The sequence below is a fragment of the Paenibacillus sp. genome, assembly GCF_031177825.1.
GTDB lineage: Bacteria > Bacillota > Bacilli > Paenibacillales > YIM-B00363 > Paenibacillus_AE.
On sequence record NZ_JAPSKE010000002.1, the window covers coordinates 218634 to 239370 of the forward strand.

22 protein-coding genes and 1 riboswitch are annotated in these 20737 nt (G+C 60.5%); of the genes, 1 reads left to right on the forward strand and 21 read right to left on the reverse strand.

What is annotated here, in order from left to right; translation table 11 throughout:
* Window positions 1-3: 3 nt before the first annotated feature.
* The 16 genes from RIN49_RS03110 to RIN49_RS03185 all read right to left on the reverse strand — a co-directional run bounded on the left by RIN49_RS03110 (window position 4) and on the right by RIN49_RS03185 (window position 16047).
* Entirely contained in the window at window positions 4-1197 is a 1194-nt protein-coding gene (locus tag RIN49_RS03110) for a D-alanyl-D-alanine carboxypeptidase family protein (protein ID WP_309118704.1), read from the reverse strand.
* A gap of 147 nt (window positions 1198-1344) precedes the next feature.
* A complete protein-coding gene (locus RIN49_RS03115) occupies window positions 1345-2760 on the reverse strand; it encodes a CAP-associated domain-containing protein (protein ID WP_309118705.1) in 1416 nt (471 codons plus the stop codon).
* 198 nt (window positions 2761-2958) lie between these two features.
* On the reverse strand, window positions 2959-3471 hold the full coding sequence (gene ytfJ, locus RIN49_RS03120) for a GerW family sporulation protein (RefSeq protein ID WP_309118706.1): 513 nt from the start codon (window positions 3469-3471) through the stop codon (window positions 2959-2961).
* A 103-nt stretch (window positions 3472-3574) separates the two neighbouring features.
* Entirely contained in the window at window positions 3575-4261 is a 687-nt protein-coding gene (locus tag RIN49_RS03125; RefSeq protein ID WP_309118707.1) for a DUF2953 domain-containing protein, read from the reverse strand.
* 57 nt (window positions 4262-4318) lie between these two features.
* A complete protein-coding gene (gene scpB / locus RIN49_RS03130; RefSeq protein ID WP_309118708.1) occupies window positions 4319-4963 on the reverse strand; it encodes an SMC-Scp complex subunit ScpB in 645 nt (214 codons plus the stop codon).
* Window positions 4920-5711, reverse strand: coding sequence for a segregation and condensation protein A (locus RIN49_RS03135; RefSeq protein WP_309118709.1), 792 nt, complete (start codon window positions 5709-5711; stop codon window positions 4920-4922). Before RIN49_RS03135 ends, scpB begins: the two co-directional genes overlap by 44 nt.
* Window positions 5712-5785: 74 nt before the next feature.
* Entirely contained in the window at window positions 5786-6256 is a 471-nt protein-coding gene (gene ribH / locus RIN49_RS03140; RefSeq protein WP_309118710.1) for a 6,7-dimethyl-8-ribityllumazine synthase, read from the reverse strand.
* A gap of 100 nt (window positions 6257-6356) precedes the next feature.
* Window positions 6357-7601 carry a bifunctional 3,4-dihydroxy-2-butanone-4-phosphate synthase/GTP cyclohydrolase II gene (locus RIN49_RS03145; protein ID WP_309118711.1) on the reverse strand — a complete coding sequence of 415 codons (1245 nt, stop codon included), beginning with the start codon at window positions 7599-7601 and terminating at the stop codon, window positions 6357-6359.
* 27 nt (window positions 7602-7628) lie between these two features.
* Window positions 7629-8306 (reverse strand): riboflavin synthase, encoded by a 678-nt coding sequence (locus RIN49_RS03150; RefSeq protein ID WP_309118712.1) that lies wholly within the window; start codon window positions 8304-8306, stop codon window positions 7629-7631.
* A gap of 10 nt (window positions 8307-8316) precedes the next feature.
* Window positions 8317-9429 (reverse strand): bifunctional diaminohydroxyphosphoribosylaminopyrimidine deaminase/5-amino-6-(5-phosphoribosylamino)uracil reductase RibD, encoded by a 1113-nt coding sequence (gene ribD / locus RIN49_RS03155; protein ID WP_309118713.1) that lies wholly within the window; start codon window positions 9427-9429, stop codon window positions 8317-8319.
* A 139-nt stretch (window positions 9430-9568) separates the two neighbouring features.
* A riboswitch (FMN riboswitch) is annotated at window positions 9569-9736 on the reverse strand.
* A 110-nt stretch (window positions 9737-9846) separates the two neighbouring features.
* A complete protein-coding gene (locus tag RIN49_RS03160; RefSeq protein ID WP_309118908.1) occupies window positions 9847-10278 on the reverse strand; it encodes a peptidylprolyl isomerase in 432 nt (143 codons plus the stop codon).
* Between the two features lie 93 nt (window positions 10279-10371).
* Window positions 10372-11709 (reverse strand): diaminopimelate decarboxylase, encoded by a 1338-nt coding sequence (gene lysA / locus RIN49_RS03165; RefSeq protein WP_309118714.1) that lies wholly within the window; start codon window positions 11707-11709, stop codon window positions 10372-10374.
* A gap of 76 nt (window positions 11710-11785) precedes the next feature.
* Window positions 11786-13477 (reverse strand): spore germination protein, encoded by a 1692-nt coding sequence (locus RIN49_RS03170; RefSeq protein ID WP_309118715.1) that lies wholly within the window; start codon window positions 13475-13477, stop codon window positions 11786-11788.
* 47 nt (window positions 13478-13524) lie between these two features.
* Window positions 13525-13965 (reverse strand): stage V sporulation protein AB, encoded by a 441-nt coding sequence (locus RIN49_RS03175; protein ID WP_309118716.1) that lies wholly within the window; start codon window positions 13963-13965, stop codon window positions 13525-13527.
* The gene (locus RIN49_RS03180; RefSeq protein WP_309118717.1) at window positions 13962-14591 is read right to left on the reverse strand and encodes a stage V sporulation protein AA; all 630 of its coding nucleotides are present in this window, start codon (window positions 14589-14591) and stop codon (window positions 13962-13964) included. The genes RIN49_RS03175 and RIN49_RS03180 overlap by 4 nt, the downstream gene beginning before the upstream one ends.
* A 61-nt stretch (window positions 14592-14652) precedes the next feature.
* Window positions 14653-16047, reverse strand: a complete 1395-nt coding sequence (locus RIN49_RS03185; RefSeq protein WP_309118718.1) for an aminotransferase-like domain-containing protein — start codon at window positions 16045-16047, stop codon at window positions 14653-14655.
* 180 nt (window positions 16048-16227) lie between these two features.
* On the opposite strand from RIN49_RS03185, the gene RIN49_RS03190 reads away from it, so the two are divergent.
* A complete protein-coding gene (locus tag RIN49_RS03190; protein WP_309118719.1) occupies window positions 16228-16662 on the forward strand; it encodes a GNAT family N-acetyltransferase in 435 nt (144 codons plus the stop codon).
* Here RIN49_RS03190 and sigF read toward each other — a convergent pair.
* The 5 genes from sigF to RIN49_RS03215 form a co-directional block, all read right to left on the reverse strand.
* Window positions 16640-17395, reverse strand: a complete 756-nt coding sequence (gene sigF / locus RIN49_RS03195) for an RNA polymerase sporulation sigma factor SigF (protein WP_138193274.1) — start codon at window positions 17393-17395, stop codon at window positions 16640-16642. The two genes, RIN49_RS03190 and sigF, sit on opposite strands and share 23 nt — an antisense overlap.
* A 10-nt stretch (window positions 17396-17405) precedes the next feature.
* On the reverse strand, window positions 17406-17852 hold the full coding sequence (spoIIAB, locus tag RIN49_RS03200) for an anti-sigma F factor (RefSeq protein WP_309118720.1): 447 nt from the start codon (window positions 17850-17852) through the stop codon (window positions 17406-17408).
* Window positions 17849-18202: an anti-sigma F factor antagonist gene (spoIIAA, locus tag RIN49_RS03205; protein ID WP_309118721.1), complete on the reverse strand. Its 354-nt coding sequence runs from the start codon at window positions 18200-18202 to the stop codon at window positions 17849-17851. Before spoIIAA ends, spoIIAB begins: the two co-directional genes overlap by 4 nt.
* 214 nt (window positions 18203-18416) lie before the next feature.
* Window positions 18417-19613, reverse strand: a complete 1197-nt coding sequence (locus RIN49_RS03210; protein WP_309118909.1) for a D-alanyl-D-alanine carboxypeptidase family protein — start codon at window positions 19611-19613, stop codon at window positions 18417-18419.
* A 356-nt stretch (window positions 19614-19969) separates the two neighbouring features.
* Entirely contained in the window at window positions 19970-20626 is a 657-nt protein-coding gene (locus RIN49_RS03215) for a DNA-binding response regulator (protein WP_309118722.1), read from the reverse strand.
* Window positions 20627-20737: the final 111 nt, after the last annotated feature.

Consider the following 20737-nt stretch of genomic DNA (forward strand, 5'->3'; position numbering starts at 1 on the left):
GCGTCAACCTTCCTTCGTTTCGCCCGTGAACACCGCTCTCAGCAACGTCCGGAAGATGTCGGCGAAGTTCGCGTGTCGCTGCTCCTGCTCGAATTTCGCAAACTGAAACGTTGCCTGCTCCTGCGCTTTATAACGAGAGCTGCCGTCTTCGAACAACGGAAGCGAAGCGATGCGTTCGCCCTTCAAATACAATTCCAGCTTGCCGCGCATTCCGAGCCTATAATCGGTCGTCGTCTGGTCCTCCAAGACGATCTTCTTCCGAAGCTCCCCGATCTCCCCTTCGGCGAGCGGGTAATCGAACGACCGGGCGACGACGAGATTCGGGCTCTGCACCCGTTCGCCGCTCTTCACGATCGACGTCGACGGATAGTGCTTGAAGGCGTAGTCCAGCAGCCGCTTATGGTCGTTCCAGTCGTCGCCGTCGTTCAGCGTCACAACCGCGAATTGCTGGCCGCCCCGCGTAGCGGACGAAATCAGCGTCCGGCGCGCGAGCGTCGTATACCCCGTTTTCACGCCGTCCGCGCCTTCGTACATGTTCAGCATCTTGTTTTTGTTGATCCAGCGGTAATCCCAATCCTCGTTCGGATTCGGAGCCGACTTCACCTTCGTCTTGACGATTTCCTGGAACGTCTTGTTCTTCAGCGCGTACGCGGTTAGCACCGCCATGTCGTTCGCCGACGAATAATGTCCCTCGTCGTCCAAGCCGTGCGGATTTTTGAAGCTCGAATGTTTCATCCCGAGCGACCGGGCCTTCTCGTTCATCAAATAGACGAAGCCCTCGACCGAACCGCCGACGTGCTCGGCGATCGCCGTGGCCGCGTCGTTGCCCGAACGAAGCATGAGCCCGTACAGCATGTTGTGAAGCGTCATCTCCTCGCCGAGATGAAGATAGATCGAAGAGCCTTCTTTCCCGTAGGCCGCGGGACCGACCTTCACCGTGTCGGTCAATGTCCCGTGCTCGATGGCGACGATCGCGGTCATGACCTTCGTCAGCGAGGCGATGCGAAGCTGTTCGTCCCCGCGCTCTTGAAAGACGATGCGGCCGGACGCGACGTCGATGACCGACGAGGCGACCGCATGAGACGAGATCGGCGGCGGTTCCGCCTTGGCGATCTGCGGTTGTCCCGCGGAAGCGAGCAAGGCGGCCGCGGTTACGATGGCAGCGAGAACGGCGCGAAAGCGGAATGCAGGTTTCATCGTGACCTCCCGAGAAAAAGCGGATATGTTTGTCCGTACGACACGTAGTACATGTATATGCTTTTCCATCTCGGATATTCGAACAACAAAAAACGGGCCCCCGCCTTCGTCCGGCCGTACGCCGTCCGCGGGAAACCCGTCGTTTCGTTACTTCGTCAAGAAGTTTTGCGTGTAGTATGGTGCGTCGTCTTCGGAAAATCGTACGCCGACGCCGAGCCGTTCGAAGGCGCCGAGCAAGTTTTTCCTATGGCCTTCCGAGTTCATCCATCCTTCATGGGCGAAGATCGCGTTCGTCTGGCCATAGGCGATGTTTTCCCCGGCGGAGCGGAACGGGACGCCGCCGTTCGTCAACCGCTCACCCAGCCCTTCCCCCTTCAGGTTCGTATGGTCGAAGAAGTCGTTCGCCGCCATATCCTCGCTGTGTCCTTCGGCGACATTCGCCGCGCCGTCGTCCCACTCGAGCGCGGGCAGTCCGCGCTTCGCCCGGGCGCTGTTCGCGAGCTCCAGCGACAGCCGCTCGAAGCTTCCGGCCAGCGCCTCGGACGGCTTGCCGTAGAAGCCGACGAGCGCTTGCTCCGTCTTCTTCTCGATCGCTTGCACGGCGCTCACCGCTCGGTTCTCGTGTACGTCGTAGAAGACTGTCACATAAGCGGTTCCGGCGTCGAATACGTCGTATTCGCCGTCCGAGTCGATCAGAAATCTCGTATTGCCTTTCAATAGAAAGGAGAGCGGGTCGCCGAGCGACGATTTCAGGCTCATATTCGCGCCGTTCGCATAGAGCGCCTTCACGCTGCCGTCCTTCACGCCGAACATCGAAAACCGTTTATAATCGCCGTTGTAGACATACCAGGTAAACCCGTACTCGCTGGCTTCCTTCCGCGCGGGTTCGCCGAATGCCGCAAGCAGCGTTTCGACGGAATCTCCGACGGCGATACCGCTCACGCTGACGGGCGCATCGCTCGTCTTCGCGGCAGAAGACGGCGCCTTGTCGGCCTTGCCGATCGGAAGCCCCGAGGACGTCGCGTTCCGAACGAATTGCACCGCTTCCGCTCGCGTCAGCGTCGCCGTCTCGCCGAAGTCGATTCGGCCGTTCTCCGCCAGTCGTCCCGATGCCAATCCGCGATCCAACAGGAAGTCGACCGCATCCTCGACGCTCAGCTGCGTTCCGAACGCGGCGGCGACGATTTGCGCGACCTGCCCTCTGCGGAGCGGCACGGCGGCGTTCGCTTCGTCGACCGGCCATAGCCACGATTCCGCTACATCGTAATACGCCGTATACCAATAAGGCTTCTTCTCCGCCGGAGCGGATTCCGGGAACGCCCGGAACAGCATCGCCGTGAATTGGGCTTCCGTGACGGCGCCGTTCGGGAGGAACGTCCCGTCCGGGAATCCGTTCGCGATCCCCGTCTCGGCTCCCCATTGAATCGTCTCCTCCGCCCAATGTCCCTCCGTATCTTTGAATGCCGCCGCTTCCGCGGGACGGTCCGGTCCGAACCCCGACGCCGTCAGCGCCGCGACGACGCCGACGACCAGCGCTTTCCCGATAGTCTTGCGCATGAACATAAATGAATCCCTCCGCTTGCTTGTCCTATAATTTATTACTTTACAGTATAAAGGACCTCTGCCGTTTGGGGAACCCGCCTTGCGGGACATGCCAATAGTTTCAGTTTCTTCCTTTCTTTCTTCAAACGCAAAGAAAGCGGCCGGCGAGGTTGTATTCCCCTCGGCCAGCCGCTTTCTTTGCGACGCCTGAACCCGAAATTACGAAATCGTGCTGTTCGGAATCGGCTCCATCGGTTTCGCGACCGTTACGTCGTTGAATTCCGTGAGCGACACGTTCGTCGTTTTGTCTCCGCCGAACATGCTCGTGATTTTATCGAACAGCTGCGGCGCGGAGTCGAAAATCCGCTCCATCATGCGGGTCGAATTGTCGAGCGGCACGACCTTGACGCCGTGCGTGCCGACGACGAGGAACGCGATCGGCGTAATCGAAACGCCGCCGCCGCTGCCGCCGCCGAACGGAAACCCGACCGCCGCCGTCGATTTCGATTCGAACGGCGTAACCTGCCGCTCGACGTCGTGATGCTCTTCTTCGCTATCCACCGTAAACTCGCTGCCGCCGGCCGCGAAGCCGAAGCCTACCTTGCTGATCGGCAGGATCAAGGTACCGTCCGGCGTCGTCACCGGATCGCCTACGATCGTATTTACGTCGACCATTTGCTTGAGGTTTTCCATGGCCGTACGCATTAGACCTTGAATCGGATGTTCGCTCATGGGTCGTTGTCCTCCTTGGATGCTGTTTCTGTTCTCATGAACCCTGAATGGACCTCATGCTTACGCTAATTTCCCCGTCCCTCGACAAAAATATGCGATGCTTTTACGCAGCCGACTCCTTCGGCGAGCGGCCGAGCAGGACGCGCAGCCAGACGATCCACCCGCCGCGCCGCTTCAAGACGCGATATACTAGCATCGCGCCGATGGCGATGATTCGAAACACCTTCATCTGCGTCCGGATCATGATCTCGGTTCGGAACGTCGGTCGATTGAACACCGGCGTCACGGTGACGGACGGAATCCGCTCGAACGTCATCCAACGGGAAGCGATCCCGAGCACGGCGCTCTTCAAACCCCAGACGGCTCCGCCGGTCATGCCGGTTTCCGCCGCGTCGGGCAATCCGAAGCGAGTATCCCAGCGCAGCTCGACGACATGAACATGCTTCAGGGTGTCCGCGAAAAATCGCTTATAGTTTTTCATATGCACGATCAGCTTGCGCACGCGTTCGACGAAGCGACGGATTTCCTCCCGCGCGAAGTCGAACTCCGGCAGCACCCCGCTCGTCTCTTCAGGCGCCACCTTCAGTCGAATGCCCCGCAGCCACGGCTTCAGCTCCACGGTCGGAACTTTATACCGCAGCCGGACGAGCCCGAACAACGCGGAGAGCGATGCGTCGATCTCGTCGTTTTCGCCTTCGCGGTAATATTTCAAACGCACGCGCACGCTAGAGAGCAGCACGACGACGAACAGGACGGCGAGCGCCGCCGCGGATACGATCCACCACCACATAAAAAAACCTCCGTTCCCAATACAGTGCATCTTAGTATCGGGTCGGAGGCCGTATTTTCATGCGTCGTTCTCGGGATTGGATGATTCCGGCAAATCGTCGATCGTAATCTGCTTTTCTTTCTCCTCCAACTTCTCGAACAACATGCGGGTTTCCGCTTCGAGATCGATCTCGCCGACCATCTTTTCGGCATCGGGCAAGTCCCTTAGCGCGGACAAGCCGAAATAGTGGAGGAACTGCTTCGTCGTCTCGTACAAAATCGGCCGTCCGATCGCATCCGCGCGTCCCGCTTCGTGAATAAGCTCCTTAGCGACGAGCGTATGCAAAGCCCGGTCCGACTTCACGCCTCTAATTTCGTCGATCTCCACGCGCGTGATCGGCTGCCGGTAGGCGACGATCGCCAACGTCTCGAGCGCCGCTTGCGACAAGGAGCCTCGCGTCGGCGCCTGCGCCAACTTCGCGAAGTACGGCGCATGCTCGGGGTTCGTCGTCAGTTGATACGACCCCGCCACCTTCGCGATTCGGAAGCCGCGCTTCTCCTTCACGTACGTATCCTTCATATCGTCGATCAGCTCTTCGGCGACGCGCCAGTCGAGCTCGAGCACGTCAGCGATTTCTCGAACGTCGAGACCTTCGTCGCCGGCCGCGAACAAGAGGCCTTCAATGATCGACTTCCACTCGTTCCAGTTCTTCTTCTTCGTCATCGAGCTCCGCTCCTTCCTTCGCCTGGATGACGATATCGTCGAACCGGCCGTGCTGGAAACAAGAAATTTTCTTCATCTTCATCAGCTCGAGCAGCGCCAGGAACGACACCACCAGCTCGTCTCGCGTCGTCGTCTCGTCGAACAGACGGGAAAACAAGACGCGCCCGCCCTGCTGCCGCACCAGTCGAAGCACGTCGCGCATCCGATCCTTGACGGACACTTCGTCGCGGCGAATCTTCGCCACCGAATTCCGGTTCGCGGCGCGTCGCAGCGCCTTCTGAAACGCAAGCAGCAGGTCGAACGTCTCGAGTCCTTCGACCGGGTTTCTCTTCTCCTCGACCGCATACGGGGACAAGTCGACCGGTTCCCTCGAATAGACGAGGCTCTGCTCCAGCTCCTTGTCTCGAAGATGCTCCGCAATCGACTTGTACTTCCGATATTCGATCAGTTTCTGGACGAGTTCCTCGAGCGAATCCTCAGGCTCTTCCTCGTATTCGTAGTCCAGCTCGATCGGAGGCGGCTTCGGGAGCAGCATCTTGCTTTTGATCGACAAGAGCGTCGCGGCCATAACGAGAAATTCGCTGGCGACCTCGAGCTCCAGCTCCTCCATCAGCGAGACGTATTCCATGTATTGGTCCGTGATTTCGCTGATCGGAATATTCGTGATGTCCACTTCCGCCTTGTCGATCAAGTGAAGCAGCAAATCCAACGGCCCTTCGAAAGAGGACAGCTTGTAGGTTACGCTCATTCCGGCTTCATTCCGTTTGCATTAAGTTTATAGATCCGTCCGTCCCGCGTATCCGGCGAGATTCGTTCTAGAATTTACTTCTGAAACTGAGAGACGAGATTGACCATCTCGATCGCGGTCGCAGCGGCTTCCCAGCCCTTGTTGCCCGCCTTCGTGCCGGCCCGCTCCACCGCTTGTTCGATCGAATCGGTCGTCAGTACGCCGAAGATCGTCGGAACGCCGGTCTTGAGCGATATGGCCGCCACGCCCTTAGACACTTCGCTGCACACGTAATCGAAGTGCGGCGTGGAGCCGCGGATGACCGCTCCGAGCGTAATGACCGCGTCGAAGCGGCCGCTCTCGGCCATCTTCTGGGCGATGAGCGGAATTTCGAACGCGCCGGGCACCCACGCGACGCTCACTTCGTCGTCGGCGGCGCCGTGGCGCTTCAGCGCGTCGAGCGCGCCGCCGAGCAGCTTCGAGGAGATGAATTCGTTAAATCGGCCGACGACGATGCCGTACGTCTTGCCTTGCGAAATTAAGTTACCTTCGTATAAATGTACCATGGGGAAAATCCTCCTTGTTGTTGGTCGGTTGTTGGTCGGTTGTTGGTCGGTTGTTGGTCGGTTATTGATCAATTGTTAGTCGGTTGTAGTCGGTTGCTGATCAGTTGCCGGTCGGTTCCGGTTCGCCTTGCTCTTCGAATTGCAGCATATGTCCCAGCTTCTCTTGCTTCGTATGCAAGTACCGGCTGTTATCTTTGTTCTCCTTCATCTGGAGCGGCACCCGCTCCGCGATGGACAAGCCGTAGCCTTCCAGCCCGGCGATCTTCCGCGGGTTGTTCGTCAGGAGGCGAATCGTTCGTACCCCCAAGTCCTTCAAGATTTGCGCCCCGATGCCGTAATCGCGCAGATCGGGCGCGAACCCCAATTTAATATTCGCGTCGACGGTGTCGAATCCCTGCTCTTGCAGCTCGTAGGCTTTTAATTTATTTATCAGACCGATGCCGCGTCCTTCTTGGCGCATATAGAGCAATACGCCCGAGCCGTTCGCGTCGATCGCCTGAAGCGCCGCGGCCAGCTGCGGTCCGCAATCGCAGCGATGGGAGTGGAACACGTCGCCGGTCAAGCATTCGGAGTGCACCCGAACCAGTACCGGACGCTCCGAATCGATCTTGCCCTTCACGAACGCGACGTGCTCCTTGCCGTCGATCTCGTTTGTGTACGCCACCGCCCGGAACGTGCCGAAGTCGGTCGGCATGTTGACTTCCACTTCGCGGCGGACGAGCTTCTCCTTCTCGTTGCGGTATTGAATCAAATCTTTGATCGTAATCAGTTTCAAGCCGAACTGATCCGCGATGACGCGAAGATCCGGCACCCGCGCCATCTCGCCGTCTTCCTTAATGATTTCGCAGATGACCGCGGCCGGAACCCTGCCGCACATCCGGGCGAGGTCGACCGCCGCCTCCGTATGCCCCGCGCGGCGCAGCACGCCGCCCTTCTTCGCGACGAGCGGGAACATGTGGCCCGGCCTGCGGAAGTCGCCCGCCTTCGTCCGCGGGTCGATCAACGCCTTCACCGTCATCGCCCGCTCCGCCGCGGAGATGCCCGTCGTCGTCGACACATGGTCGACGGACACGGTGAACGCGGTGCCGTGATAATCGGTATTGCGCTGCACCATCTGCGGCAGCTCCAGCTCGGCCGCCCGCTCTTCCGTGATCGGCACGCAGACGAGGCCGCGTCCTTCCTTGATCATGAAGTTAATGACTTCGGGGGTCGCCATGTCGGCCAGCGCGATGAAATCTCCTTCGTTTTCGCGGTTCTCGTCGTCGACGACGATGATCGCTTTCCCCAAGATCAGATCGTAGATCGCGTCTTCGATGCAATCGAACTTGACATTCGCTTTCTCCATCGGTTTCTCCTCCGTTTCCTTATCTCTTTACATATAGCCGTGTTCTTTGAAAAAGGACTCCGACAATCCGCCGCCGCGCCTTGCGGCGCCGCGTCCCGGCGCGCCGTTCCCGCCCGTCCACGAGAGCAGATGCTCGACGTACTTGCCGACGATGTCCGTCTCGAGATTGACGTCGTCTCCCGGCGCCTTATGCTGCAGCACCGTCTCCGCCAGCGTGTGCGGGATGATCGATACGCGGAACGTCCGCTCGGCGCTGTCCACGACCGTGAGCGATATGCCGTCGATCGCGATGGAGCCCTTGGCGATGATGTAACGGAACAAAGAAGGATCATGGGGCTCGATCGTGAAATATACCGCGTTGTCGACCGAACCCCGCTCCCGGATCACTCCCGTCCCGTCGACGTGGCCTTGGACGATATGGCCGTCGAAGCGGGCCGTGGCGAGCATCGCCCGCTCCAAATTGACGCGATCGCCGGGAACGAGCCGGCTGAGCGTCGTCTTGCGGAACGTCTCCGGCATGACGTCCATGGCGACGGTCGACGCGTCGTAACGGATCGCCGTGAGGCATACGCCGTTCACCGATATGCTGTCGCCGATGCGGACGCCCTCGAGCACTTTGTTCGCCCGAATCGTCAGCACGAGCGCTTCGCCTTGTCTGCTTATATGTTGCAACGTTCCAACCTCTTCAATAAGTCCGGTAAACATGTGGCAGCGGTCACCTCGTTTCCTTCGAATAGACGGGATAGCCTTCGAACAGGACGTCGCCGTCGAACGTCCGCACCTCGAGACGGTCGAGCCGGATCGCATCCGCCATCCGGTCGACGCTCGGGAACTCGAAGCCGGACGGCCCTCCGGCGCCGACGATCTTCGGCGCGACGAAAGCGTACGTCTTGTCGACGAGCCCGCCGGCGAGCAGCGCGCCGGTCACGGCGCCGCCGCCCTCGACGAGCACGGCGCCGATGCCGAGCCGGTACAACTCGCGTAAGGCCAGCTCGAGGTCGACGCGCGGGCCCGGCCCGCAGTCGACGACGACGGCGCCGCGCGCTTCGAGCGCGCTTCTCGCGGCGGCGTCCGCGGCGGACGTCGTCAGCACGATCGCGGGCGGCTCGCCGTCGGCCCGGGGCGACAGCGCCGCCGCATGGAGCGGCGTGCGCAGGCGCGAATCGACGATCACGCGCACCGGATCCCGCTTCGGCGCCGCGTCGCCGCGCGCCGTCAGCGACGGGTCGTCGGCCAGCACCGTGCCGACGCCGACCAGAATCGCCGGATACCGGTGGCGAAGCTCATGTACGAACGCGCGCGACGAGGCGTTCGTAATCCACTTGCTGTCGCCCGTCTTCGCGGCGATGCGCCCGTCCAGCGTCATCGCCGTCTTCGCGGCGACGAACGGCCGGCCGCGGCGGATCCCGTAGAAGAACGCCTCGTGCAGCGACGCGGCTTCCGCGCCCAGCACGCCGACCGTAACCTCGATCCCGTGCTCCCGAAGCCGAGCGATGCCGCGACCCGCCACCTGCGGGTTCGGGTCCTGCACCGCCACGACGACGCGCTTCACGCCTTCCCGCACGAGCCGGTCGGCGCAGGGCGGCGTCCGGCCGTGGTGGCTGCAAGGCTCCAGCGTCACGTATACCGTGCTGCCGGCCGCCTCCGCGCCGGCCATATGGAGGGCATGCACCTCGGCATGCGCCTCGCCTTGCTTCAGGTGCGCCCCCATGCCGACGATCCGACCGCGCTTCGCGACGACGCAGCCCACGGAAGGGTTCGTCCCGGTTTGCCCGAGCGCGGCCTTGCCGAGCGTCAACGCCAATCGCATATAATCTTCGTCTTCCATGTACGCATCCACTCCCATCCTATAGGGGGCGACGAAAAAAAGACGCCCCTCACATCGGGGGCGTCCGGTTTTGGTCAACGCAAAGGAACGGTCGGTCCATGTGAAAAATTGCACATGAGATCTCCGTAAAAAAATCTTGCGTCTCCTTCTCCCATCCAGACTGTCACTGTCGGTCTCGGAGTTTCACCGAGTCCACCGCCGCGTCGGCTTTGGCGTCGCCGCCTTCCGTCGCGTCGGGTCACGGACTGAGCGCGAGTTCACGCGCATCACCGCCGGTCGGGAATTTCACCCGGCCCCGAAGGATATATGTTTGTCGTGATAATATCACCTAATATCTCATTTTGCAAGGAAACCCGCTATTGACGGAAACGAAAAAATCGGCTCTTCGCATGCGAAGAGCCGATTTCGGTCAATAATTTACGCTTCCGTCACGCGGATCGATTCCATCTTGTCCTGCCCGCGGAACGTATCGACATGCTCCATGCCTTCGACGACCTTGCCGAACACCGTATGAACGCCGTCGAGGTGCGGCTGAGGCTTGTACACGATGAAAAATTGGCTGCCGCCCGTATTCGGACCGGCATGCGCCATCGACAACGCGCCGCGCTCGTGCTTGTTCGGGTTGATTTCGCAATTGATCGTGTAGCCCGGACCGCCGGTGCCGTTGCCCTTCGGGCAGCCGCCTTGCGCGACGAAGCCCGGAATGACGCGATGGAACGACAATCCGTCGTAGAACCCTTCGTTCGCCAGCTTCTCGAAATTCGCGACCGTGTTCGGCGCGTCCTTATCGAACAACTCGATTTTCACTTCATGGCCGTCGGCCATCTTGATCAACGCTTGCTTCGTCATCATTATCCCACTCTCCTGCTTCGGTTCGGTTTCTACAGTATTGTACCCGAACAGAGAGCTCGGGACAAATCCCCGCTTTTCCGGAAGCGCCGCTTACCGCCCGTTCACGGCCGGAAGCTTGCGCAGCCGCTCGGGCACGACGTCGTTCGCCACCAAGTCTTCGTACGTCTCTCGACGCACGACGAGCTCCGCGACGCCGTCCTTCACGAACGCGACCGCCGGGCGGCGAAGCCGGTTGTAGTTGCTCGCCATCGAATAATTGTACGCGCCCGTGCAGAACACCGCGAGCGTATCGCCGGCGTTCACCTTCGGCAGCTCGAGATCCCAGATGAGCATATCCCCGCTCTCGCAGCACTTGCCCGCGATCGAAACCGTCTCTTCGGGCGCGTCGTTCGCCCGGTTCGCGAGCACCGCCTCGTAGACGGCGTCGTAAAGCGCGGGGCGCGGGTTGTCGGTCATGCCGCCGTTCACCGCGACGTACTTGCGCACGCCCGGGATGTCCTTCACCGAGCCGACCGTATATAACGTCGTGCCGGCATCGCCGACGATGCTGCGACCCGGCTCCACCCAGATGCTCGGGAGCGGAAGGCCGTGCGCGCCGAAGCGTTCTTTCACCGCGTCGGTGATCGCCTTCACGTACTCGGCCACCGGCAGCGGGCGATCGCCTTCGACGTAGCGGATGCCGAAGCCGCCGCCAAGATTGACGACCGGGAACGAGACGCCCAGCTTCGACTTCGCTTCGACGGCGAAGTCGGCGACCTTCTCGGCGGCCAGACGGAAACCTTCCACTTCGAAAATTTGCGAACCGATATGCGAATGAACGCCGAGCAGCTCCAGATGCGGAGCGGCGACGGTCGCCTTCACCGCTTCGAACGCGGCGCCGCCCGCGAGATTAAACCCGAATTTGGAATCCTCTTGTCCCGTCGAGATGAACTCGTGCGTATGCGCCTCGACTCCGGGCGTAATGCGCAGCAGCGCCTTCGCGCGAAGGCCCCGCTCGCCGGCCATCGCGTTCAGCAGCGCGATCTCCGTGAAGTTGTCCACGACGAAGCAGCCGATGCCCGCGTCGAGCCCCATAGCGATCTCCTCGGGCGTCTTGTTGTTGCCGTGGAAGTGAATCTTCTTCGCGGGGAACCCGGCTTCCAGCGCCGTGTACAGCTCTCCGTCCGACACGACGTCGAGCGACAGTCCTTCCTCCTCGACGACGCGGACGATCGCTTTCACGCAGAACGCCTTGCTCGCATACGACACTTCGAACGGCACCCCGGACGCGCGGAACGCGTCCATGAACTGCCGGCAGCGCTCGCGTACGAGCGCTTCGTCCACTACATATAAAGGCGTCCCGAACCGTTCGGCTAGCTCGGCGGTGTCGACGCCGCCGATTTCCAAACGTCCGTGACGGTTGATCTTCGTCGTTCCGTGCAAATACATCGTCCTATCCCCTTCATTATTCTGTCGAATCAGTGCTCTCTGACTGACATTATCACAAAACCAAGGGGAAAAACAGTCATTTCTTCTTCAACCCGATCTTCGCCGCCATCCGCGTCCGGTCTTGCGGCTTCGTCAACGTCATGCGGAATTTTTGCGTCGGGAACGGTCTTCGCAGAACGATGTCGAGCAAGGCCTTGCCGTCGAACGGAATGAACGGCCACATGTAAGGCGTATGGTGGGACCGCTGCGAAATAAGCATCAGCATGATGAGCACCGTGCCGACGGCGAAGCCCGGTACGCCGAACAGCGCGACGGCCACGAGCAACGCGATCCGGACGAGCCGATTCGCCAGCGCGAGCTCGTAGCTCGGCGTCGCGAACATGCCGATCGCGGCGACGGCCATGTACAAGATGACCTCGTTAACGAACAGTCCGGCCTTGATGGCGATGTCCCCGATCAAGATGGCGGCGATGAGGCCCATCGCGGAGGCGAGCGGCGTCGGCGTATGAATGGCGGCGAGCCGCATCATGTCGACGCCGATCTCGACGATCAAGAACTGCGCCAGGATCGGAATCCTTCCCGTTTCCTGCGGTCCGATGAACGTAAACACCATCGGGCGCAGTTCGGGCTTGAGGACGAACAAGAACCAAAGCGGCAGCAGGAAGATCGACGCGAAGACGCCGAAGTAACGCACCCACCGCAAATACGTGCCGACGAACGGCGTCTGCCGATATTCTTCGGCGTGCTGCACGTGGTGGAAAAAGGTCGACGGCAAAATGATGACGCTCGGACTCGTGTCGACGAACAAGCACACATGTCCTTCCAGCAGATGATAGGCGGCCACGTCGGGACGTTCGGTATAGCGCACGACCGGGAACGGGTTCCATCCCCGATCGATGATCAGCTCCTGCAGCTCTTTGTCCGCCATCGCGAGTCCGTCGATGTCCAGCGCCTCGATCTTCTTCTTGATCGCTTTCACCAGACTGACGTCCGCGATATCTTGAATGTACGCGACGCACACGTCCGTGCGCGTGCGGCGGCCGACCTGCATCGTCTCGAGCTTCAGCCGCGGATCCTTCAGCCGACGCCGGAGCAGCGTCACGTTCGTGAGCAGCGTCTCGATGAACCCGTCTCTCGAGCCGCGCACGACTTTCTCGACCGACGGCTCGTCGGTGCCCCGCTGCGGCAGGCTCTTGACGTCCATGACGATGGCGGACCGTTCCCCTTCGATGAACAAGGCGCTGCCTCCGCCGAGCACCTTGCCGATGATTTCGGTCATCGTATCGAGCTTGTCCACCTGAATATGCGGAATGTATTGCTCGAACAGCTTCCGCACGGCTTCCGTATTGAGCGTGTTCCCCGGCAGCAACGACAAGCGCGACATGATCATCGTCAGCACTTCGTCCTTGACGAAGCCGTTCAAATAATACAACGACGTCGGCTTGCCGCCGTACGTCATATCGCGCGCGATCGCGTCGAAGCTGGCGTTGAAGCCCGCCCGCTCCTCCATCACCCGCTTGACGTCTTCGAGCTTCTCCGGAACGTCGTCGGTGAACAGAAACTTCTCTTCCTGCTCCGTATATCGGTATAAGTCCGATTCCGGCGGCTTCTTCGCCGGCGGAATCCCTTCCCGGATGCGCTCCTCCAGGTCGGGCTTCGCGTCGTCGACCAGCCCGTCATCGGGCTCGAAGGTCGCGTCGAAATCCCCTTCGGGAATGAAGACGATGGTTTGGTCGTGGTTCGGCTCGCGTTCGTCCGTCCTGCTCATGGCATTCCTACACTCCTCGCTCTTTCCTCAGTTGTACGACGTTCCCTTTACTGTACCCGGAACGCCAGCCATTCAAACAACGAACCGAGCACCTTGCCGAGCACCATGGCGGCCAGCAGCCATCGCAGATGGGATTCCAGGCGGAGCCTTCGCGCCAGAATCGGAAAGACGTTCAATACCTCGGTGAGCGCCGCCGCCACCGTGCCGACGAAGCCGCCCGTGAGCAGCCCGACGCCGATCAGAACCGCCTCCGGACAGGAAAGCGACCATCCGAAGAAGTCCGCGCACGTCCAGAACACTGCCCCGAACACGACCGCGAGTTCCAAATCCGCGCCGCGCGACGTCGTCCCCGTAATTTGCGCGAGCCGCGGAATGACGTCGAGCACGACGAGGAACGCGACGAGCCCGCTCCCGACCGCGAGTCCGCTGGCCAGGCCGAGGAACGCCTGCGCCGCTCCCGCGACCGCCCCGCTCATCGTCGCCGTCATCGCTTCCGCTCTTCGCGACGCCGCCCGTCCAGCTTCCGGTACTCCTCCGTTACGACGTACTGATGCACGCTTTCCTCGTATTTGAACATCTCCACCTCGAGCGGGCTCGGTTCCTCGTTGATCTTCTTCTTGAACACATGATTGAAAAAGATGACCATCCCGAGTCCGATCCCGAACGAATACGGGATTTGTAGGAAGAAAGGGTGATCGATCGTCTGCCCGGTCAGCAAAAAGGCGATGCGCTGATGCACCGCTGGCATCGAGACGTCTTCGTGGAAGTTCATGATCGCAAGACCCGACCCGAAAAACAACAACAGCCATACGAGCGCGAAGGCGATGCGGTTCGCGGGTCGGCGTTTCGCGTAGAGCTCGACCAGCGCGTGCGGTTCCCCGAACGATTCGATCGCGGCGTCCGGCGCCGCTTCCCGGATGACCGAGACGACGCGAAGGATGTCGACCAACACCAGATTGCCATCGCCGGATACGGGCCGATGGACGACGAGATCGTACAGCTTCTCCTCCAGCTCCGGTTCCGACAACAGCTGCGCGACGTCCCGCAGCCGGATCGCGCGACCCTTCGGCAGCCGCGCGCGCTTGCGCAGCCGCAAATACACGATTGGCTTCATCGCTGTCCCCCCCTGCTATGTTCCCATAGTATAGGTGGGACGCTCGCCGAACATGCGCGACTTAGATCCAATGAACTCCGGAAGCTTCGGCCCGCTCCTTCGGCGTCGTGCGAAGCAGCCGCCGGGCTTCCGCGGCGACGAGCTCGACGCCGCGGCGAATAGCGGCTTCGTCGGCGCGAATGACGCTGATGCGCAGAAGGGGCGTCGCCCCCGGGAAGCCCGGCAAGAAAAATCGTTCTCCGGGCACCGTCGGAACGCCGGCCGCTTCGAGCGCGCGGGCGAATTCCGCCTCGGGCAGCGTCTTCGGCAGAAACAGAGAGGCGAAGATGCCTCCCGTCGGCGCGTCCAGCGTCACCTGGGGCGGCAGCGTCTCCCGGCTAACGCGGATCAGCTCCGTCATGCGGTCGCGGTACGTCGCTCGGACTTTCTTCCGGTGGACGTCGAACAAGCCGTTGCGAAGGTACAGCTCCAGCGCGTTCTGCGACAGCGACGACGTCCCGAAGTCGGCGCAAAGCTTATGCTCGCGGAACGTTCCTTCGAGCGGCTGCGGCAATACGGCCAGCCCGAGCCGCATGCCGGGCAGCAACGTCTTCGAGAAGCTCTTCACGTAGACGACTCGGTCGCAGCCGTCGTTCGCGGCGATCGGTTCGTTCCGGGAATCGAGCTCCAGATCGGCCAAATAGTCGTCCTCTACGACGTACACGTCGTATTTTCGAGCGAGTCTCGCGATGCTTTCCCGCTGCGCCTTCGCATACGACCAGCCCGTCGGATTATGGAACCGGCTCGCGGTATAGAAAAATTTAATGGGATTGCTTTGGAAATGCCGCTCCAATCGCTCCAAATCGATGCCCTTCTCGGTCCGCTCCAGCCCGATCGCCGGCACGTTCGCGGTTCGCAAGGCGCGAAGCATGCCGTGATACGCCGGCTGTTCGACGAGAACATGCGTCTTCCCGTTCGGGAACGGCATCGAGACGAGCAGCTGGAGCGCTTGCTGCGATCCCGAGACGACGAAGATCCGCCGCGCGTCGACGAACAAGCCGACGTCCTGCAGATGCTTCGCGAGCGTTTGCCTGAGCGACGGCAGCCCCTGCGGATCGCCGTAGTCGAACAAGGCGCCTCTGCGTTGGAAGACCGCCTTGGTCATGTATTCGAAAAATTCTTTATACGGCATCGCCGACTCGTCCGGCGAAGCCGCATCGAACGGGATCGCGGCGGTCGCCCGAGGCGAAGGCCGATCCGGATCGGCCGCCACGAAAAACCCCGCCTTCGGCTTCGCGTAAACATATCCTTCGCTTTGAAGCGCTTCGTAAGCTCGCAGCACCGTATTCACGCTGCACCCGTTCCGCTCCGCCATCGCTCGGACGGACGGCAGCTTCGCCCCCGCCTTCCATGCGCCGTCGCCGATCCGCTCGAGCGCATATCGAACGATATTTCCGTACTTGCTTCCTTCTTGCATCGTCCCCGCCCTCCCAGAAATTTGTACCCGTACACTAGCAGGAATCGATTCTTTCCTACCGTCCTTCATTTCCATAATAATGATTCTGTACCCTCCGAACCACCGATTTTTCGACATCTGTACCCTTACAAAACCGGTCGGTCATCGAAGGAACGATACTAGAGAAGGAGAGAATATCGAATGGAATGGACATGGGGAGACTTGCGGATTACGGACGAGACGGAGCTCGTCGATCTTGACAAGGTATGCGAGATGCTGGCGGTTTCTTATTGGGCGGCGGACCGGGACAGGAGAACCGTCGAGGCGAGCGTGCGGGGATCGCTCTGTTTGTCGGCGTTCGTCGGAGAACTTCAGGTCGGTTTCCTGCGGGCGGTGACGGATCGAGCGACGTTCGCCTGGATTTGCGACGTCGTCGTAGACGAAGCGCACCGGAGAGGCGGCATCGGCAAGCGGTTGATGGAGACGGCCCTCTCGCACCCGGCCATCCGGGATACGAATATGGGGCTTGCCACCCGCGACGCTCACGGACTGTACGAGCGCTACGGCTTCGTACGCCGGGAGGCGATGGCGAGAACGAAAAACCAGACCGCCCCTATTGGGCGATCTGGTCTTTGATGCTCTGCAATATTTTCTTCTCGAGCCTCGACACCTGTACCTGCGAGATGCCGAGGCGCGAGGCGACTTCGGATTGCGTCTGGTCCCGGTAATAGCGTAGATAGACGATCAACCGCTCGCGTTCGGACAGCGCGTTGATCGCTTCCCCGAGCGCCAGCTTGTCGAACCAACGCTCCTGCGAATCGTCGGCGATCTGGTCCATCAACGTGATCGGGTCGCCGTCGTTCTCGAACACGGTTTCGTGAATGGAGGACGGCGGCTTGTTGGCTTCCTGCGCGAAAACGATTTCCTCCGGCGTGACGCCGAGCTCTTCCGCGACTTCGCTGATCGTCGGCAGACGCCCGTACCGCTTCGACAACTCGTCCTTCGTCTTCCGCACCTTGTTCGCCATCTCCTTGAGCGAGCGGCTCACCTTCACGGTGCCGTCGTCCCGGAGAAATCGTTGAATTTCGCCGATGATCATCGGGACGGCATAGGTGGAAAATTTGACGTCGTAGGACAAGTCGAACTTGTCGATCGATTTGAGCAATCCGATGCACCCGATTTGGAATAAGTCTTCCGGCTCGTAGCCGCGGTTCAAGAACCGCTGCACGACCGACCAAACGAGACGAATGTTGCAATTGACGAGCGTGTCCCTTGCGGTCGTCTCGCCGGCTTGGCTGAGCGCGATCAGGCGCTTGACTTCAGCGTCGTCGAGATAGCTGTGGGAGGCGTTTTTTACATCGACATCCATAGCCCAACTCCTAGTTATACATCACTTTTTTTGACTCGATGCGCTTCACCATCTCGACTTTCGTGCCTTTGCCCGGCTCGGAGACGACGTCCAATCGGTCCATGAAGTTTTCCATGATCGTAAAGCCCATGCCGGAACGCTCGAGCTCCGGCTTCGACGTGTACAGCGGCGTGCGCGCCAGGTCGAGGTCGTCGATGCCCCCGCCTTGGTCCTCGACGGTCAAATACACGGTATCCCCTTCGATGCGCCCCCGGATCGCGACGACGCCGTTCGGATCCTCGTTGTACCCGTGGATGATCGCGTTCGTCACCGCTTCGGAGACGACCGTCTTAATGTCGGTCAGCTCGTCGAGCGTAGGATCCAGCTGGCTCACGAAGGCGGCGACCGCGACGCGGGCGAACGCTTCGTTCACGGAGCGGCTCGAGAATTCTAGCTTCATGAAATTCGTCTCGCTCATGATACGACCCCCAGACTCGTAAGCGCTTGTTTCTCGCTCGGCTCGATCGCGACGATCTTGAACAGTCCCGACATTTCGAACAATCGATAGACGGCCGGCGACGCGTCGCAGACGACCATCTTGCCGCCTCGGCTCGTAATCAGCTTATAGCGTCCAAGGATGACTCCGATGCCGGAGCTGTCCATGAAGGATAACTCTTTTAAACTTAAAATGAGGTGCGTGACGTTCCCCCGAATGATAGCATCCTCCATTTGGGTGCGTACCGAATCGGCGGCATGGTGATCCAACTCGCCTTCGAGCCGGACGATCAACGCCTGCCGGTGCTGCTCCATATGAATGCCGAAGCTCATGCTGTTCCATCTCCTTCCTGGTCTTGTTCGTTCCAATTCTACGGAAGGCTCTTCCTTTCCTGCCTGACGACAAAACTAGAAGAATAGCGACATTTTCCTCTCTATTTCGCGGTCGGCCTTCAGGCGGGAGGTTGATAGAACGATGGAAAAAGAACCTCCGCCCCCGCCTCGGAAGGCGGGGACGGGGGGCGGTTCGGGACGCCGGGACGCTCGGTTACTTGATCAGAAACAGCTTGGAAGCGGTGCGCTTCAGCATCGTCCACCAGCTCGCTTCCGGGACGTCGACCGGCGACTCGAGGTCGTACTCCTTAAGCACCGCGTCGCCCTTGTACACGACGATCTTGCCGATCGGCTGGCCGATGGCGATCGGCGCTTTCAGGTTTTCGTCGTATTTGAGCTCGTAACGAATCTCGTCGGTGTTGTCGCCCTTCTTCAGCAGAACGCTGTATTGATGGTCGGCTTTCAACTCGATCCGTTCCTGCTGACCCTTCTCGACTTTAATGCTGCCGATCTGATCGCCGTCTTTAATCAGCGTATGGTTCTGGTACTGCGCGAACGCGTAGTCGAACATGGACGTCACCTCGGCGTTGCGCGTCTTCGTGTTCGGCTCCCCGAGCACGACCGCGATGACGCGGAAGTCGTTGCGCTTCGCCGTCGCCGTAAGGCAAAACTTCGCTTCGCTCGTATATCCGGTCTTGAGCCCGTCCGCGCCGGAGTAAAACCGCACGAGCTTGTTCGTGTTCACGAGCCAGAACGGCTTCTCCGATTCCTTCCGGAGATAGTCTTGATATACGCTCGTATATTTCGTAACTTCTTCGTGCTTCATGAGCTCGCGGGACATGATGGCGATGTCTTCGGCCGTCGTATAGTGATTTTCCGCAGGCAATCCGTTGACGTTCACGAAGTTCGTATTGTTCATCCCGAGCTCCTTGGCGCGCTCGTTCATCATTTGAACGAATTGCTGCTCGCTGCCCGCGATTTTCTCCGCCATCGCGACGGACGCATCGTTGCCGGACGCCATCGCGATGCCCTTCAGCATCTCGTCGACGGTCATCTCTTCGCCGACCTCCAGGAAGATCTGAGAGCCGCCCATCGATGCCGCGTATTCGCTCGTCGACACCTTATCGTCGAGCTTGATCTTGCCCGCGTCGAGCGCCTCCATGATCAGCAGCATCGTCATCACCTTCGTGATGGATGCCGGCGGCAGCTTTTCCGATACGTTCTTTTGGAAAATGACGGTGCCCGTGTCGGCGTCCATCAAGATCGCCGAGCGCGCGTTCGGCGCCAGATCGACGACCGGCGCTTCGGCCGACTCGGCTTCGTCCGCGCCGATCGAGGCGGCCGCCGAGCCCGCGCCCAGCGTCAGAGCGACCAGCATGGCGAGGATGGCGACGGCGAATCTCTTGCTCATCTTGTTTGTGATCAACTTCTACCCCTCCTAAGAAATGACGAACCTATTTTTCGAGACTGGCAAAATGCGGTTTTTGCGCTCTTACCATTGTTGACGGGGGAGAATCGTTTTATACCGGGTCGCGGCGCGCCTTCTCGGCGTATTCGACCGAAACTAGACAAGGAGGCGTCGTACCGCGACCGAGAAGAAACCCGGGGTACTGTCGAACGAGGAAAAAATCGTAGAACGCAAAGATCCGTCCGAGGAGCCATTGGAAGACAAAAAGGGCGGGGAAATCCATATGAGCCTAGAGTCGAACCATGACAAATGCCCCGAGCGGCTTTCCCGCTCGGGGCTTTCGTCTCCTCGGCCGGGTCTCACCCGACCATATACAGCAGCAGCTGCGGCTCCAGCGCGGGCTCGTACGCGCGAATGCGCCGGGAACCGGCCCCCGCCGGCCGGAGCAGCCGCTTGTCGACGAGCGACTTCAGCAGCGAGCGAGCCGTCTTGTCGGACACCTGCAGCGCATGCATGACGTCCGACGGCCTCGTCGGACGGACGGAGCGGGCGGCAAGACGGAGGATCTCCTTCTCCCCGGGAGACAGACGATTCGGATCCGTCGTTCGGTCCCGGAACATTCGGCCGAACGCCTCGATCAACGTTCGCTGACAACGGAGCGGATCCTGCAGGACGTCCTCGAGAGTGAACCGAAGGACGACCCAAAAATCCGCGCTCAATCGCTCTGCGCGGGGTTCGCTCTCCGAGACGCGAGAACCCTCGTCCACCGCGATGCAGATGCGGAACGGAGGCCGCAGGAAGGCGAAGTCGAGGCGGATCGCCCGTCCTTCGAAATTCCGAACCTCGTATTGCGGGTGCAGATGTTCGAACGAGCCGAACGCCGGCCACCAGACGTTACGCAGAAACTGCCGCTCGCCGTGTCCGTGTCCCCGTTCGAGCGCCTCCCGCGCCTTCCGCGTCTTCCCGCGCAGCGCCGCGTCGAACCATGCTTCATGTTCCGAGTCGAACGTCTTCATACACTCGTTCCCGCCCCTTCGTCGTTCGCGCGTAAACAACAAAAAGCGCCGCTCTTCTCGTTCCCGAGAAGAAGCGGCGCGTGCTTCGCGACCGAAATTCGATATCGCTTC